This is a genomic window from Peribacillus folii (genome assembly GCF_030271255.1).
Lineage (GTDB): Bacteria > Bacillota > Bacilli > Bacillales > DSM-1321 > Peribacillus.
The window spans coordinates 275,492-292,226 of sequence record NZ_JASJOM010000003.1 but is presented as its reverse complement, the minus strand read 5'-3'; the positions used below and the strand labels follow the sequence as shown (position 1 = coordinate 292,226).

The window sequence follows — 16,735 nt, the reverse complement described above, 5'->3', positions numbered from 1 at the left end:
TATTTCTTTATAGCTTACCTTTTGTTTTATATACAAAGGCGAGTATTTCAGCAACCGCCTTAAAGAACTCCTCGGGTATCGCCTGGCCCAATTCTGCCTGATCATATAGCGACCTTGCCAAAGGGCGATTTTCCACCATGATTACATCGTTTTCTTTGGCAATGAATTTTATTTTCTGAGCGACGAAATCAACGCCTTTTGCCACTACGTACGGAGCCTCCGCTTTATCTTCATCATATTTTAAAGCAATGGCAAAATGTGTCGGGTTGGTGATGACTACGTCGGCATTTGGAATCTCCTGCATCATCCTTTGAGCAGCCATCTGCCTTTGCTTTTGCTTGATCTTTGATTTGATGAGCGGATCGCCTTCGGAATTTTTATATTCATCCTTAATATCCTGCTTGGACATCCGGATGTTTTTTTCAAAGTCATATTTTTGATACAAATAATCCAATAGAGCGATGAACAATAATGCCACGGCTGCATAAAAACCTACCTTGATCGTTATATCAGCCAGCGTTGCCATCGCTTCTTCCACAGAAATCTGTGATAAAATCATGATTTCGTCCATACGCTGCCATAGTACATAAAAAGCAACAAAACCAACAAAGGATATTTTAAGGATCGATTTCAATAATTCAACAATCGCCCTCATGGAAAAAATACGTTTGAACCCTTTAATGGGATCTAATTTTTCAAGCTTGAACTGAATGGATTCTGTTGAAAACATAAACCCTATCTGCATGACATTTGCTAAAATGCCAGCGAGTACCGCTGCTGCAAAAACGGGGCCGAGGACGAGCCCCACTTCCTTCAATACTTCGATCATGATGATTTGGACAGTACCCTCGGAAAATCCAGTCACGTTAAAATGCTGCAGATATTCTTTCATGAGGGCGACGAGATGATTGTACATATAAGGCCCCATAATCAATAGCACCGAAAATACAGCGATTAAATTAATGGACGTGTTTACATCCTGACTCTTGGCCACCTGCCCTTTTTTCTTTGAATCCTGACGTTTTTTCGGTGTCGCCTTTTCCGTCTTCTCACCTGCGAAGAACTGTAAATCAAGCGGGAATTTGGCCATATCATATGCCTCCGATCAGCTGCATGAGATGACGCATCGCCAAAAGCAAGAAATTGAAAAGTTGGGTAACAACCGTCATCATCATTCCCATTACCAAAAAGATAACGGCTAAGCCCGCTATGATTTTGACTGGAATCCCGACAACGAATACATTCAATTGGGGAACTGTCCTTGCAAGGATGCCTAGTGTGACATCCACCAGAAAGATGCTTCCCACCACTGGGATCGACATCTGAAAGGCTATCATGAATGCTTTGCCGAATGCCTTGGCCAAGTATTCTATCAATCGATGATCTCCAAATGGCACAAACAATTGATCTATCGGTATGAATTGATAGCTATAAAAGATCCCATCCAAAAGCAAATGATGACCGTTCGTGCTTAATAGGAATACTAACGCGATGGTATAAAGATATTGTCCCATCAATGGGCTTTGTGCCCCAGTTTGGGGATCGATGACATTGGCTATCGAGAAACCCAATTGAAAATCAATCAATCCCCCTGCAACCTGAACCGCCGATAAGATCATATAGGCTGCAAATCCGATAAAAAGCCCCACGAGCGCTTCCTTGATGATCAACAAGTAAAATGTGACATCCAAGGCCAGGATGGGGGCATCTATTGTATAGTACATGATCCAAGCAAGGAAGACTCCAAGCCCCAGACGATGCTGTACCGGTATTGAGCGGTACGAGAAAATCGGCATTGCCACAAAAAATGTGGTGACCCTGACAACGATTAATAAAAAAGCGGGAAAGTGCGGAAATAGTTCTTCCATGCCCTAGCCTACAAATCGATTCAGGTTACCGAAAATTTCATTTGCGTATGATAACAGGTGACTCAACATCCACGGAGCCAGTAGGATGAGTCCTAACAAAACAGCCACGATTTTAGGAACGAATGCCAAGGTCTGTTCCTGAATCTGTGTAGTCGCCTGAAAAATGCTCACTAAAAGTCCAACAACCAGAGCGATCACCATCAATGGGCCAGCGATGATCAATACCATATAAATCCCTTTTTCCGCTACATCAATAACAAACTCTGCATTCATTTTTTCACCTGCTTAAAAACTCTGTAATAATGACTTCACAACCAAATACCATCCATCGACTAGAATGAAAAGGAGGATTTTAAAGGGCAGGGAAATCATGACCGGCGGCAGCATCATCATCCCCATTGACATCAGGACGCTTGCTACGACCATATCGATAACCAAAAATGGTATGAAGATCATGAAGCCGATTTGAAAAGCCGTTTTAATTTCACTGATTGCAAACGCTGGTACAAAGGCAGTCAAAGGAATATCCTGTATCGTTTCAGGCTTTTCCACCTTTGCATAGTCCAAGAACAGCGCCAGGTCCTTCTGTCTTGTATGGGCACTCATGAATTCCTTAAAAGGTATCGAGGCCTCCACATATGCTTCTTCCAAATCTATTTCTTCATTAAATAAAGGAGTCAGTGCTTTCTCATTCACTTCCTGAAATGTCGGAGCCATGATGAAAAACGTCATGAAAAGAGCCAGTCCGACCAGCACCTGATTCGGGGGCATCTGCTGTGTAGCTAACGATGTTCTCACAAAGCTCAGTACGATGATGATTCGTGTGAAACACGTCATCAGGATCAAAATGCTGGGAGCCAGCGTTAAAACGGTCATGAGCAGGACGAGCTTGACGGAAGTGGAGACATTGGTGGGGTCGCTGTTATTAAAAAACTCCATGAACTCATTCATTCATCGTCTCTCCCTTTCCTATCAAGCTCATTTAACAGCTTCTTCCTGCTGGCAGACATTTGATCGAACTGTTTTTTTAACTCGGTCGAGAATTTGGCCGGTTTTGATACGTCTTTCTTCAGCCACTTATCTTTTAGGGTCCTGGCAAAGGCACCTGGCTGAAGCATTTGATCGATTTTATCGTTATGGTCTTGCAAAAGCTGTTCGTATTCGGAAGGATCATCGATTTCTTTCAGGAGTTGGATATTTTCGCCCACCCCGATCACCAATATTCGTCCGCCCACTTTAACGAGCTGCACGGAACGATTTGCACCAAGGCTCGTACCGCCTATATTCTCTACTGAATTTGCCTTTTGGTATGATTTATTTTTTTTATTGATGAATTTTAATAGGATATAAAGAAGGGCCACCACAAAAATGGTTGCAAATATCATCCTGAGAAATTCCCAAACGGTTATCCCGACCTTAGCCGGATCAGAAGTTTGATCGGTAGATTGCAAGTTTTTGGATTCAGCTTTACCTTCTTTAGCATCCGGCTGTCGATAGGCATCCTTCACCGTTTTTTCAAGATCTTCCGCATGGGCCTGCATGGTCCCAGTGAGGATTATCGCTATCATCAATGAGACCTGTAGCCATTTTTTAATAAAAGACAATATGAAGACACCCTCTTAACTTAATGCTTTATTAATGGCTTCCAACACTCGGTCAGCCTGAAATGGCTTCACGATGAAGTCCTTCGCCCCAGCCTGGATCGCATCGATGACCATCGCCTGCTGGCCCATTGCCGAACACATAATAACCTTGGCTTGAGGATTGACCTTTTTAATTTCCTTTAGTGCTGTAATTCCATCCATCTCAGGCATCGTGATATCCATCGTTACAAGATCGGGATGTGTTTCTTTATATTTGTCCACTGCTTGTGCACCGTCAGCCGCTTCGCCGACGATTTCAAAACCATTTTTAGACAAGATATCCTTGATCATCATTCTCATAAATGCTGCATCGTCCACAATCAAAATTCTATTCGCCATAATTTTTCTTCCCCCAAATTTATCTAATTTTATTTAATCGTTCACTTTGGCTCATGATATCGGTGACCCGAACCCCAAAGTTTTCATCAATCACTACAACTTCACCTTTTGCTATCAAACGGCTGTTTACCAGGATATCGACTGGCTCCCCTGCCAACTTATCCAATTCGATGATTGAACCGGAGGAAAGCTCCAAAATATCTTTTACCGAGCGTTTCGTTCTACCCAGCTCTACGGTTACTTGCAGCGGAATATCCATCAACATGCTCAGGTTCTTCGATTCAGCCTCTTGAAGCTGATATGGCTGAAAACTAGTGAAGCTTGCAGGCTGCACATTTACCGGCGGACCAGATGGGGCTGATGAGCTTCCAAAGTGCTGTGGCATACTAGGGCTTTGACTGGCTGGATGCGTTTGATAGCCGCCTTGTCCATATGCTTCATTTGCCGGTAATTGATTCATTCCGATGCTTTGGACGCGTTCGGGCTCAGGTGCTGGGCTGTGTGTCATCGGTTCGCTCATTGCTTGTTCCATCTTCATTTCGGGCTCATCATTTGTTCCATTCAATAGCTCAAACACTAACCCTTTAGCAAACTCCAAAGGAAGGAGCTGCATGATGCTGGAATCAATCAAAGTACCGACACGAAGGCGGAAGGAGATTTTAGCAAATAAATCCTCATTTGGAATCGCACTTTCTCCTTCACCATTCAAAAAATTAAGCAGATCAATGCTTGGCGGGGAAATATCGACCTTTTTACTGAAAATGGTCGACATGGATGTCGCTGCAGAGCCCATCATTTGGTTCATCGCTTCCTGAACGGCGCTCAATTGGATTTCCCCAAGCATCTCTGAAGGATTCAGCCCATCACCGCCAAGCATTAAATCGGCAATGATGGCCGCATCACTTTGTTTGATGACCAGCATATTAATTCCTGAAAAACCTTCCGTATATTGCACCTGTATCGCTACATATGGATGCGGGAATTCGCTGGCGATCTGGCCCCTCTCAATCAAGGTTACCGTCGGTGTCGTGATGTCCACTTTCTGATTCAACAATGTGGATAAAGCCGTGGCCGAACTTCCGAAGGAAATGTTACCTATTTCACCGAGAGCGTCCAGTTCCATCATCGACAAATACTCGTCAATCGAAAGGTGGCTCACCTCATCTTCTATGTCACTTGTACCTTTTAAAAGGGCATCTATTTCGTCTTGCGAAAGCATTTCATCACTTACCATCTTCGTCTCCCCCTTTCAAAATATCAAGAATCTGGATGGCATGCTTTTTACCTACTTTACCAGGCTGGCCCCTATATTTAGGAATCCCCCCAACCTTTATCATCAAAGGTTCCTCGATCATCTTGTTTAAGTCAATCACATCATCGATATCGAGCAGCAAAAAATCATGGATGGTGATATCGGTTGAACCAAGCTCAGCTACGATCGGAAGTTCGGCATCCCTGATCCTTTTTTCCAAAATCATGATTTCCTCAGGAATTTTTTCCTTTTGGGAATTTTCCATCCAATAATGAGCTGATAACTTTGGTATGATCGGCTCCAAAACGACATGTGGAATGCACACGTTGATCATTCCGCTCGTTTCGCCAATTTGGGTATTCAAGGAAATGACCACTACCGTATCATTGGGGGAAACCAATTGTAGGAATTGCGGGTTCACCTCGAACTCGGTCATCACCGGTTCGATTTCGACAATCGTCCCCCAAGCCTCCTGCAAATTTTCAAAAGCCTTCTCGAATAAATTAGACATGATTTTCGTTTCTATTTCCGTTAAACTATCCACTTTATTGACACTTATGCCCCGTCCGCCCATCACTCGATCCATCATGGAATAGGCTATATTCGGGTTGACCTCGAGAATGATCCGGCCATCCAAAGGAGGCACCTCAAACACATTCAGGATGGTCATTTTGGGGATGGAGCGTATAAATTCTTCATACGGGATTTGGTCTGCAGATGCAACGGATATTTGAACATACGTTCTTAGCTGGGCTGAAAAGTATGTGGTCAGCAACCTTGCAAAGTTCTCATGTATCCTGGTCAAACTCCTGATTTGATCCTTAGAGAACCGGAGTGCCCTTTTGAAGTCATACACTTTCACTCTTTTTTCCAGTTCTTCCTTCTTTAAATCGTCCGCATCCATTTCACCTGTGGAAATGGCCGATAGCAAAGCGTCGATTTCATTTTGTGATAATATTTCCCCGGACATTAACATTCACCTCCAAAGCTTCCCCTTCTTATTTAATGAAGCAAGGATGTTCTTATTGAAGAATCGAGGAGGTTATATAAACCTTTTCAACTTTTCCTTCTTCCATTAATTCATTCATTCTGGCCTTTAATAAATTTTGTAATTTCTCTTTACCTTTTTTACCGGTTAATTCTTCAGCTTTCATTTCAGACAGCTCGGTAATGATGATATTTTTCATCTGAAAACTTCTTTTTTCCAATTCTTCTTTTGCTTTTTTATTTTCCGTTTGGACCATAAATGAGATTTTGATATAATCATTGCCGTCGAGATTCGTTGTAATCTCAGGAATTTCAACAGATGATTTGACGATTTCGTCGATGCTAGGTTTAGCTTCGGCAGATGTGGGCTCAGATAACTTCGTCACAACCACTACCGCTATGACACCAACAAGCGTTATGGCCACAAGTATGATTAATATAATGGTCAATAGATTTTTTTTCATGTTCCTTCCTCCACATCCTTCCTGAAACCGAGAATATTTACGGTACGATAAAATTGTATGATAGCTTGGACCAATTCCTCTTCCTTTTCAAGGACCACGATCTTTTTTCCATTTGTGAAAGTAATGGTCGTATCAGGCAAAGATTCGACTGTATCTATGTACAATGCATTGACGTGAAAGCATTTTCCATTGAGTCTTGTGACTTTGATAATGATATTTAGGAGCCAGAGCAATAAGCACCTGGCTCCTCCCTCCCTTAACCTATCTTTTTAAATTGACCAATTCTTGTAAAATCTCATCCGAAGTCGTGATAATCCTGGAATTCGATTGAAATCCGCGTTGCGCAACGATCATTTCAGTGAACTCTTCCGATAGATCCACATTGGACATTTCCAAAGAACCCGATGCGATCACGCCGCGCCCCTCACCGGGGATATTTATGTTTGCTGTACCTGAGTTGATCGATTCCTGGAATGTATTTCCCCCGGTTTTCGTCAAGCCAGAAGAGTTGGAAAATTTGGCAACCGCCAGCTGACCTAGAGTAGTGATCAGACCATTGGAATAAACGCCATTCACTTCCCCTGCAGAACCAATATTGAAGCTTTCAAGTTTTCCTTCTTTATTACCATTCGGATTGACTAGGGCCGTTGTAGAACCTTTCACTTGAGTAAGCTTTGAGAAATCAAAATCCAATTGAGCCTTTTGTACGCTTTCATCAGCTGTTGTATTGGTATCATCCTCTTTGCCGCTTGTTATGTTAATCGTTTTGTTTGGCTGGTTTTTGTCAGCGGCCACAAGCTGGCCATTCGCATCGAAACTCAACGAAGTGAACGGTTTTGGATTAGTGGCTGAAGTATTTCCAAGTGCGGCAGGCTCTTCATCAAAGACGTTCCATTTATTATTGCTCGCCTTTTGGAAATAAATTGTGGCCGTCTGTTCCTTTCCCTTTGCATCCACCACTTTAATTTGCTGGCTAAATACCGAGCCGTCTATGGCATCTGCAGCAAGATTTTCACTTACGGATATTTTCGTAGTGGTTACTGCAGGCAATATTGCATTGACGTTAACAGCGACGTCGCCGATGGTTTTTGACCGTTTTCCATTTTCATCAACCTTGTAAGCTTGTACTTTCAAACCATTCGCATTAACTAGGGTGCCGTTATCATCCAAATAGAAGTTCCCTGCCCGTGTATAGGAAAGGGCGTCGCCTTGCTTGACGACAAAATAGCCATCGCCAGAAATCCCCAAATCCAGGTCCCTGCCGGTCGTTTGTAAGCTTGATTGAGTATGAATGGTATCAATCGTAGCGATGGTGGAACCCAATCCGATCTGTTTCGAGTTAGTCCCCCCTTTATTGGCTGTAGCTGCGCTTGCACCGGATATCGTTTGGTTCATCGCATCGCTGAATGTCACACGGCTTTTCTTGAAACCGTAAGTATTGACATTGGCGACATTATTGCCGATAACATCCAATTTTGTTTGTAAGTTTTTTAATCCGCTTATTCCCGAATACATTGAACGAAGCATATAAAAGCTCCCCTTTCTTTTTGCGACCGCTTCCGTCATTCCACAGTCCAGGCTTCCTTATTGGGTCCAGCCTATCTATCAATCTAAAATGATGGTTCCATTGATGTTCGTGAAAATTTGCGATGATGCCTCATTCCTGCCCATCACCGTAATTACTTTATTATTTTTTGTACTTATTATGAGCGCAGCATTATCCGTAATGACGAGAGATTCGGTCACGCCCATCTTTTTGGCCTCATATGCTTTAGCTTCTATTTCCCCCCACGTTTGCGGTGCTATTTGAATATTCCTTTCGTCCATCCTCATTTGCGCATGCTTACTGATCGTCAATCTTTCAATAGGGGAAACGGCGGCTTGAAAATGGTGTTGAAACCCTTGTTGGATGATCTGCTTTTGGCGCAAAGATACCTTTGACTGGGCCAATATTTGGGCGGGATTTGATTGAAGACCAAGTTTATTCATTTTCCCGCTCCTTATGGTTTTGCGATTTCAGTCAGCTGATTATAGGTCAGCTTGGTTTTGCTTTCGTCATCCACTTCAATTTGCAATTTGCCATCATTCATGGACACGGAGACAACGATTGCTGACGAATCCCCATTTTTTTCATCCTTCCAGCCTACACGTTTGCCGATTAACTCACTTGCCGCAGTCAGGCTATTGGTAGTGGTGCTTGTTTGTTCCATTGCGGAAATATTGGCCGGTGTAAGCTTCGTGCCATCTTCTAAAAGGAAATACACATTCTCCCCCTTATATTGAATCGATTTCACGATGCCTTTTCCTTCCTCTATCGCAAGGTTATCATCGCCTTCGTCCAATTTGTGCCATGTGACTTCTTTTCCGACAAAAGCGTTATAATTCATTAAACTGTTTTGCTGGTTGATCCCGATAATTTCATCCATTTTGGTTCCCAGGTTCATCATCTGCTCGAGTGAGGAAAAGGTCGCCATTTGAGCAATGAATTCAGTATTGTCCATCGGACTTGAAGGATCTTGGTTTTGCAGCTGGGTGAGCAGCAATTTAAGAAAATCATCTTTTCCTAATGCATCGCCCGTGTTTCTTTTGTCCTGTTGATTATTCGATAATAAAAGCGATGTATCAATGGTCGTCATATTTTCACCTACACTTCCATGTTTAGCAGAGCCTCAGCAAGGGTGCCTGTAAATTCGCTTTCTCCCTCGTCACTGCTTTCTTCCTTACGCTGTTGTTGCTCGTGCCTTTCATCCGCATCCTTCTGTAAGAATTTCTCGGAGGTGAAAGCGGTGAAGGCTTGCGATATATCAATCTTGTCAATTTGGATGTTTTGCCCGATAAAGGCTTGCTTCAATCCATGAATTTGCTTCTCCAGCATCTCCCTTGCTTGTGAGGTGGTTGCCAATATTCTAGCGGACAACAGCCCGTCCTTTTGGATCAATTCGATTCTCAAGTTTCCAAGATGTTCTGGATTGAGCCTGATCAACAGTTTATTTACACCATTTTGTGAATTGAAATGGGCCTTGCCCAAAATGTTTTCGAATTGCTTAACGAATTCTTCCTGGCTGACAGTTTGCTCCCCTTTGGAAGCAGTCAGGACGAATTGTTCCAGCTTCGTCATGGCCAAAGGTAGACCTGTACCTTGGAAGATGCCGCCATCCACGGTTTTCAGAGCCAGCCCGCCGCCACTTTTGGCTTCCTTGCTTACCTTCTCAGCTGTCGATAATGGCACAAAAGCGCTTTTCAGGATTTCGCTTTGGTTATTTCGTACTGTCCCCAGCATGTTGGTGTGATTAGGTTCCGGATTTGCTTTTTGTTGATTGAACAGCCATTTTTCCAGCTTTCCCGTCATTCCTTCAAGCAGGTTCTTCATTTGTTTGTGGATGATCGCTTCATCTTGTGACATTTCTTTATTCTCTGATAGCAGTTCCTGAATTTTTACCAGTTTCAACAAATTCGCTCCGCCAGGCATCGGCAGCTTCTGCCATTCATCGCTACTCAACATTGAAACTTTTTTCAGAAGAGTATACAGTTCCATGAGATTGCCCGAAATAACGCTTAGCGATTTCAAGTCCTGATCATCTTGTTCTTGTTCTAAGTCCAGTTCTTCTATGCTGGAAAGGAATTCTGGAAGACCATCTTCATCATTTCCAATTATTTTTTTTAGGACCTGCAAAAGTTGGCTGTTTTTATCTTCCTCGGTGTTGGCTGTAACACCTTCAACTACAGCAACTTCCCCTTCACCCATCAATGTGCCTCGTTTCAAAAAATCAAGCAATTCCCCTAAGGCAGTCAACTCTTCCTCTGGAACGTCAAGGTTTTCAGATGCCGGTGTTGCTTCTACTGCAGCAGCCGATTGAAGGACCGAACCAAAACCGGAATTGATGGGTTGGTTTTGCTTAGGCAATACCCGTTGACCTGCCGATATAGGCGGGAGAAAAGAATTAATGGCCGAATTCATCTATCATCACCTCCCTTATCCTTCCTCTTGCGTGCTTTGTTCCGACAGCTTCTTCGTTAACCTCGCTGCATCTGCGGTTGACATGTTCTCCAATACCTTCGCCAATGTGGAAGCCTTCATGCTTGAGAGAATTTTCAAAGCGTCTTGATCATTCATTTCTATAATGATCGGTGCTGATTTCTTTGGAGCCATCGTTTCGTATGTGCGAATGATATCTTTAAAAGCTTTGGCATTTCCGCTCTGGCTAACCTTGAGTTGATTCATTTCGATTTGAAGCTGTTGCTTTTCAGCTTCCGCCTTTTCAATGGACTTATCACGTGTATCGATGATGCCTTCAAGCTTATCTATCTCTTTTTGCTTGTTTTCGATTTCCATTTCCAACTTTTCCAGTTTAATCGAATCTTTCTCATCACTCCGAGCTGCATCCTTTTGTTGCTCATTCTTAACACCCGACTCAATGAAGGGAATTTTTGCAGACATTTCCTTGGCCTTCTCTGCCACATTGACTCCTGCAACTGTTAAAACGATCAATGCTACGGTTAAAGCAAAGATTAAAGGAATGAAAATGACGAGAAACCATTGAAACTTGCTTATCTTGCTTTCTTCCAATTCTTCCATTCCATTAGATTCGGTTTTTTTACGCATTCTATCACCTAACGCCCCTTGCTTAAGAATTGGCGGATCGATATTTCATCCATTTGTTTATTCTCAGCTTCCTTTATAACATCCAGGAATTTAAGAAAATCATTTTCTTTCATTTTTTCGTACTTTTTCACCTCAATATTTCTTTCCATTAAAGCATCTCGTTGAACATTCATCTTATAACGCGATTCAATGACTTCCTGCTGGCAATGGCTCACCAGCACCTCCAGATTATCCATGAACAGTTGATGATGACGGATCTCCTGAATCGATAAACCACTTCGGAGCTTTTCCTGCTGGAACTCAAGTAACTCTTCTTTTTTCTTCAAGAGCCGATATAATTTTTCAGCGACTTCTTCAAATCGTTTTAAGGCAGCATTATATTTTGCCAGTGCATCGTTTTTTTCTTTTTCTTTAATGGTCAGGATCTTTTCGAATTTATATTGATAAATCATGATTGATCACCTTTCTCCATCAATTCGACAAGCGCCATTATACTATCATCCTTGGACGCCTTTTCATGAGTCCCCTGCTTTAAGAAAGATATGATTTCCGGATAGCGCGTCACCGAGTCATCAATTTGCTTGGATGATCCCTTTTTATAAGCACCTATATTGATCAAATCTTCCGACTCTATATAAGTTGATAGGTTCGCCCGTAATTTTTCTGCGGATTTCTTATGCCTATCATCAGCAATATTATTCATGACCCGACTGATGCTTTTCAGGATGTTAATCGCAGGGAACTGTCCTTTATTGGCCAAATCGCGATCAAGTATGAAGTGACCATCCAAGATCCCCCTCACTGCATCGGCTATCGGTTCATTCATGTCATCACCATCGACAAGAACCGTATAAAAAGCTGTAATCGTTCCTAATTGATTCGTCCCGGTCCTTTCCAATAACCTAGGCAGGATGGCAAAAACCGATGGTGTATATCCCTTTGTCGTCGGCGGTTCGCCAATGGCAAGCCCGATTTCGCGCTGGGCCATCGCAACCCTTGTAACAGAATCCATCATCAGCATCACGTTCAAGCCTTTATCACGGAAATATTCAGCTATTGCCGTTGCCGTCAATGCCCCTTTAATCCTCATCAAAGCCGGCTGATCGGACGTCGCCACAACTACGATCGACCGGGCCAACCCCTCTGGTCCGAGATCCTTTTCAATGAATTCACGGACTTCACGGCCACGTTCTCCCACAAGGCCAATGACGTTTAAATCGGCGGTCGTGTTCCTTGCCACCATGCCAAGCAATGTACTCTTCCCGACACCGCTCCCCGCAAAGATGCCCACACGCTGCCCTTTTCCAACGGTCAATAAACTATCAATCACTCGGACTCCTACATCAATCTGCTCATATATCGGAGGCCGTTTCATCGGATTGGGCGGATCTTGGTCAACCGCAACAGTAGCGAGACCTTTTGGGAGCAGTGAGTCATCGATTGGCTGTCCCAATGGATCGACCACCTTGCCAATCAAGCCGCTGCCAACCTTAACCTCTAGGGTTCGCCCGCTTCCTTCCACGATGCACCCCGGCGCTATATCGCTAACGGCCGTAAAGGGCATCAATATGACCATCTCATCACGAAACCCGACAACTTCTGCCAAAATTCTATTTTTCTTTTTTTGCATGCCCGTATAAATATAACAAACATCACCTACAGAGCTTTCAGGACCTTGAGATTCTATCATCAACCCTACGACCCGTTTGACTCGTCCATAATGCTTGAATGGATTGACTTCTTCGATCAAGGGCAATAGATCCAAAGCTTTCATCTTTGTTCCCCTTCCAGCAGTTCAGTTAGTTTCATTTTGATTACCTCCAACTGACTATCGACGCTCGCATCGATCCTTCCTTTTTCCGATTCGATAATACAGCTGTTTGCTTCCAGTTCGTCGTCGGGATATATATACAGCTCCGTATCCTTTGGAAAGATCGCTACCAATTCTTCCTTATGCGAAAGAATTGATTGATAGTGGACAGGGTGGATATGCAATTGCACTTCACGGTAATCCCGCACCTCTTTGATCGCCTTCTTGACGATCGATAAATAAGACGCATCATCTTTTTCGATCTCGCTTTCAATAATTTTCGCCGCCACGTTCATGGCCAGTTCCAAAATTACGCTTTCAGATGATTCGATATGCTGATGATAATCTTTTTTTGAGGATTCCACCACGTGTTTCGCATTGGCGATTTCACCTGCAATTTCGTTATAGCCCTTTTGAATGCCATCTTCGACTCCTTGCTGATAGCCTTCTTTTTGGGCTTGTTCGATATAGATGCGCTTTTCTTCGTTTTCCCAGTTCTCTCGTTCCTTCTTAATTTCGGCAGCAATCGCTTGCGCTTTATGTTTGGCATCCAGTATCAGCAATTCAGCTTCCTGTTTGGCATGATTCAGAAATTCATCAGATTGATAACGGTGAGGGCCTTGTCCCTCATCTGCATTCTCCGCTTGAAGGAAGTCAAAAGAACGCACCTTTATCGTGACCTTTTTGCTTTCATCTTGGTGTGCCTGCCTGGATTTTATGACCCTAGACAATGATATCATCCCCTCCACCTCGGGCAATCACGATCTCTCCAGTCTCTTCCAGCCTCCGAATCACGGCTACGATTCTGGATTGTGCTTCTTCAACATCACGCAAACGTACAGGTCCCATATACTCCATTTCTTCCTGGAACGTTTCGACCATCCGTTTTGACATGTTTCGGAAAACGATTTCCTTCACTTCATCACTTGCCACTTTGAGTGAAAGTTTAAGATCCTCGTTTTCGGATTCCCTGACTACCCGTTGAATCGCTCTGCCATCAAGGGTCACGATATCTTCGAAAACAAACATCCGTTTCTTGATTTCTTCAGCTAGCTCAGGATCCTGGATTTCAAGAGCATCCAAAATCGTTCGTTCCGTTGAACGGTCCACCCCATTCAATACATCTACAACAGCTTCCACTCCACCGGTTTGCGTATAATCCTGAGTCACGGTTGCAGACAGTTTCCTTTCAAGTATTTGCTCCACTTCATTGATGATTTCCGGAGAGGTGCTATCCATGAGAGCAATCCTTCTGGCAATATCGGCCTGTACCTCCTGCGGAAGCTCTGACAATATTTGTCCAGCTTGTGCCGGGTCTAGGTAAGACAGGATCAATGCTATGGTCTGCGGGTGTTCATTCTGAATGAAATTCAAGATTTGACCTGGATCTGCCTTTCTTGCAAAATCGAACGGCCGAACCTGTAAGGAAGATGTCAACCGATTAATGATGGCCGCTGCCTGATCGGATCCCAAAGCCTTCTCAAGCACTTGCTTTGCATAGCCTATCCCGCCCTGTGAAATATAATCCTGCGCCAAGGCAATGTTATGGAATTCCTCAAGGATCTCCTCTTTATCATGGGAGTCCACCTTCCTCACTCCCGAAATTTCAAGAGTCAATCTCTCAATTTCCTCTTCAGATAAATGCTTATATACCGATGCAGAAACATCCGGGCCTAATGAAATAAGGAGGATGGCGGCTTTCTGTTTGCCAGTCAATCCGGCCTTTTTCTTTCTGTCTGTCACTTGCCCAGCCTCCTAATCTTCCGCTATCCAGCTTCTTAATAATTTTGCAAATTCATCTGGTTTTTCTTTTGCCAGTTTTTCAAGTTGTTTTCTTTTTAAAGAAGCTTCCGTTTCTTTTTCCTTGTTCAAGTCGGGAACATCGAAAATGGCTTCTTCCTCTTCGACCACGTATTCCTCTTCCAATTCGGCTTGCCTGCGGGAACGGAAGAATAAGATTAAGAGAATGATAATGACAAGTATCAGCACTCCTCCGACGATGTACACCCAAATTGGCAGGAACGAATCTGCTTTCTCATTCGGCAGTTTCATTTTCCCATTGAACGGTTGAACAGAAATCGCTATTTTATTCGCAAGCTCTTCGTCCGTCAGCTCTTCTCCTTCAGCCTTTTTCTCGATTGTCGTGCGGATTATCGTCCCAAGGATCTGGGTGATATCATCCACACTCTGCTGGGACAAAGAATTAGGATCATTTGCCTTCGGAGGCTCGACCATGACCTGTATGCCTAAGTCTTTCACTTTATAAGGACTTCCGACTATTTCCTTCTTGATCCGGTTCACTTCACTATTTATCTTTTCATCCACTTTTTCATAATCACCGGATCCATTGTCTCCTGTTGTGTAAGAACCCAAAGAATCGGAGGAATCTTCACTTTGCGGAACTCCGCCAGCAGCCGATGCATCCCCGCTATATGATTCATTGATTCTTTGCGCGGAAATCTCGATCCCGGCCATATTTTCTTTATCGACCGGTTCCACTAAATTCTCTTCCCGGTTTTCTTGAGTGAAATCGATGTCCGTAGTAACGGAAACAACCACCTTATCCCGACCCATTATCGTGCCAAGCATATTTTGAACTTGCCTTTGAATATCGCGTTCTATTTGTTTTTTTATTTCATTTTGAGAAGCGAATGCAGACGCGAAAGTAGAATTTTTATTTTCTAGGTCATAATACTCAAAGTCTTGGTTCATGATGACGATATTATCGGTAGGCAGGTTCGGGACGCTTTTCGAAACAAGATGATAAAGCGAATTGATTTGGCTTTCTTCAAATTTATATCCCGGTTTAGTATTCAGCACTATGGATGCCGATGCTTCTCCTGCTGTATCACTTACAAAGACGCCTTTCTCAGGAAGAGTGATCATAACGCTGGCATCCTGAACACCGTCTATTTTCTTTATTAAACCGGCCAGCTCCGTCTGCATCGAGTCCAATTTAATGACATTGAATTCATTTTCGGTCATCCCAATTCCAGCACTTTGACTAAAAAATGAATAGTCGATATTGCCCGAATCCGGGATCCCTTCAGCAGCCAGTTCCACTTTAAGCGTGTCCACGCTTTCTTCAGGTACTTTTATCGTCGTACCATTTTCCGTAATTTCATTTTTAATTCCTTGGCTGTCTAAATTCTCTTTGATGCTCCCGGTTTCCGAAGGAGTTAGATTGGAATATAAGGGCACCAGCGTCGTGCGCGTGGTCAGGATGGAAGCGACCGAAATGATGATGATAATTAAAGCGGCGGAACCGATCATCAACATTTTTTGTTTTTTACTCCGGCTCGTCCAGTATGCAGTTATTTTATTTTTCATGTTCATTAGTGCATCATTCATCTAAATCCCCCGGTCAGTCTATGAATTTATGATGGGGGATACATATCCCCCTGGTCATTTTTTCTCTATTTAAATGAGGTTTTAAAATGAATGCTAGATACTCATTCTCATCATTTCCTGGTAGGCTTCAACCACCTTATTCCTAACCTCTAATGTAGCCTGCATCGTAATGCTTGCTTTTTGTGAAGCGATCATCACCGAATGAAGCTCAACGTCTTCTCCATTCACCAATTTGGTCGTCAGGTCATCTGATGCCATCTGTGTTTCATTCACTTTATTCAATGAATCTTTTAAGACGGACGCAAAATTCTGCTGAGCTTCGTAAGGTGTATTATTCTTGCTCTGTTCTTTTTTCAATACACTCCCGGCATTGCCGACAGGCGAAAGCGAAATCCCCACCACATCAACACTCTCCATT

At 43.3% G+C, this 16,735-nt stretch carries 21 protein-coding genes; all 21 read right to left on the bottom strand.

The genetic code is table 11. The features are described from left to right. Positions 1 to 7: 7 nt before the first annotated feature. Complete coding sequence (gene flhB, locus QNI08_RS06510) at positions 8 to 1,090, bottom strand: flagellar biosynthesis protein FlhB (RefSeq protein WP_285766608.1); 1,083 nt, start codon at positions 1,088 to 1,090, stop codon at positions 8 to 10. A gap of 1 nt (position 1,091) precedes the next feature. Further along, positions 1,092 to 1,868: a flagellar biosynthetic protein FliR gene (fliR, locus tag QNI08_RS06505; protein WP_285766607.1), complete on the bottom strand. Its 777-nt coding sequence runs from the start codon at positions 1,866 to 1,868 to the stop codon at positions 1,092 to 1,094. A gap of 3 nt (positions 1,869 to 1,871) precedes the next feature. After that, positions 1,872 to 2,141, bottom strand: a complete 270-nt coding sequence (fliQ, locus tag QNI08_RS06500; protein WP_064461871.1) for a flagellar biosynthesis protein FliQ — start codon at positions 2,139 to 2,141, stop codon at positions 1,872 to 1,874. Between the two features lie 12 nt (positions 2,142 to 2,153). Further along, positions 2,154 to 2,819 carry a flagellar type III secretion system pore protein FliP gene (gene fliP, locus QNI08_RS06495; RefSeq protein ID WP_285766606.1) on the bottom strand — a complete coding sequence of 222 codons (666 nt, stop codon included), beginning with the start codon at positions 2,817 to 2,819 and terminating at the stop codon, positions 2,154 to 2,156. Next, the gene (locus QNI08_RS06490) at positions 2,816 to 3,472 is read right to left on the bottom strand and encodes a flagellar biosynthetic protein FliO (protein WP_285766605.1); all 657 of its coding nucleotides are present in this window, start codon (positions 3,470 to 3,472) and stop codon (positions 2,816 to 2,818) included. Before QNI08_RS06490 ends, fliP begins: the two co-directional genes overlap by 4 nt. A 15-nt stretch (positions 3,473 to 3,487) precedes the next feature. Continuing rightward, positions 3,488 to 3,850, bottom strand: coding sequence for a chemotaxis protein CheY (locus QNI08_RS06485; RefSeq protein ID WP_064461868.1), 363 nt, complete (start codon positions 3,848 to 3,850; stop codon positions 3,488 to 3,490). Between the two features lie 19 nt (positions 3,851 to 3,869). Continuing rightward, a complete protein-coding gene (gene fliY / locus QNI08_RS06480) occupies positions 3,870 to 5,084 on the bottom strand; it encodes a flagellar motor switch phosphatase FliY (protein WP_285766604.1) in 1,215 nt (404 codons plus the stop codon). After that, a complete protein-coding gene (gene fliM / locus QNI08_RS06475; RefSeq protein ID WP_285766603.1) occupies positions 5,074 to 6,072 on the bottom strand; it encodes a flagellar motor switch protein FliM in 999 nt (332 codons plus the stop codon). Before fliM ends, fliY begins: the two co-directional genes overlap by 11 nt. Before the next feature lie 52 nt (positions 6,073 to 6,124). Further along, on the bottom strand, positions 6,125 to 6,553 hold the full coding sequence (fliL, locus tag QNI08_RS06470) for a flagellar basal body-associated protein FliL (protein WP_285766602.1): 429 nt from the start codon (positions 6,551 to 6,553) through the stop codon (positions 6,125 to 6,127). Beyond that, entirely contained in the window at positions 6,550 to 6,765 is a 216-nt protein-coding gene (locus QNI08_RS06465) for a flagellar FlbD family protein (protein ID WP_285766746.1), read from the bottom strand. The genes fliL and QNI08_RS06465 overlap by 4 nt, the downstream gene beginning before the upstream one ends. Before the next feature lie 49 nt (positions 6,766 to 6,814). Then, positions 6,815 to 8,080 (bottom strand): flagellar hook protein FlgE, encoded by a 1,266-nt coding sequence (locus tag QNI08_RS06460; RefSeq protein ID WP_285766601.1) that lies wholly within the window; start codon positions 8,078 to 8,080, stop codon positions 6,815 to 6,817. 78 nt (positions 8,081 to 8,158) lie between these two features. Beyond that, positions 8,159 to 8,542 carry a TIGR02530 family flagellar biosynthesis protein gene (locus QNI08_RS06455; RefSeq protein WP_285766600.1) on the bottom strand — a complete coding sequence of 128 codons (384 nt, stop codon included), beginning with the start codon at positions 8,540 to 8,542 and terminating at the stop codon, positions 8,159 to 8,161. Positions 8,543 to 8,553: 11 nt separating this feature from the next. After that, positions 8,554 to 9,189, bottom strand: a complete 636-nt coding sequence (gene flgD / locus QNI08_RS06450; RefSeq protein ID WP_285766599.1) for a flagellar hook assembly protein FlgD — start codon at positions 9,187 to 9,189, stop codon at positions 8,554 to 8,556. 8 nt (positions 9,190 to 9,197) lie between these two features. Then, complete coding sequence (locus QNI08_RS06445; RefSeq protein ID WP_285766598.1) at positions 9,198 to 10,511, bottom strand: flagellar hook-length control protein FliK; 1,314 nt, start codon at positions 10,509 to 10,511, stop codon at positions 9,198 to 9,200. A gap of 15 nt (positions 10,512 to 10,526) precedes the next feature. Continuing rightward, positions 10,527 to 11,156 carry a MotE family protein gene (locus QNI08_RS06440; protein ID WP_285766597.1) on the bottom strand — a complete coding sequence of 210 codons (630 nt, stop codon included), beginning with the start codon at positions 11,154 to 11,156 and terminating at the stop codon, positions 10,527 to 10,529. Between the two features lie 8 nt (positions 11,157 to 11,164). Continuing rightward, entirely contained in the window at positions 11,165 to 11,608 is a 444-nt protein-coding gene (gene fliJ / locus QNI08_RS06435) for a flagellar export protein FliJ (RefSeq protein ID WP_285766596.1), read from the bottom strand. After that, the gene (gene fliI / locus QNI08_RS06430; RefSeq protein ID WP_285766595.1) at positions 11,605 to 12,930 is read right to left on the bottom strand and encodes a flagellar protein export ATPase FliI; all 1,326 of its coding nucleotides are present in this window, start codon (positions 12,928 to 12,930) and stop codon (positions 11,605 to 11,607) included. The genes fliJ and fliI overlap by 4 nt, the downstream gene beginning before the upstream one ends. After that, complete coding sequence (fliH, locus tag QNI08_RS06425; protein ID WP_285766594.1) at positions 12,927 to 13,697, bottom strand: flagellar assembly protein FliH; 771 nt, start codon at positions 13,695 to 13,697, stop codon at positions 12,927 to 12,929. Before fliH ends, fliI begins: the two co-directional genes overlap by 4 nt. Next, positions 13,690 to 14,709, bottom strand: coding sequence for a flagellar motor switch protein FliG (fliG, locus tag QNI08_RS06420; protein ID WP_285766593.1), 1,020 nt, complete (start codon positions 14,707 to 14,709; stop codon positions 13,690 to 13,692). Before fliG ends, fliH begins: the two co-directional genes overlap by 8 nt. Positions 14,710 to 14,721: 12 nt before the next feature. Continuing rightward, complete coding sequence (fliF, locus tag QNI08_RS06415; protein WP_285766592.1) at positions 14,722 to 16,317, bottom strand: flagellar basal-body MS-ring/collar protein FliF; 1,596 nt, start codon at positions 16,315 to 16,317, stop codon at positions 14,722 to 14,724. Between the two features lie 93 nt (positions 16,318 to 16,410). Beyond that, a complete protein-coding gene (gene fliE / locus QNI08_RS06410; RefSeq protein WP_285766591.1) occupies positions 16,411 to 16,734 on the bottom strand; it encodes a flagellar hook-basal body complex protein FliE in 324 nt (107 codons plus the stop codon). Position 16,735: the final 1 nt, after the last annotated feature.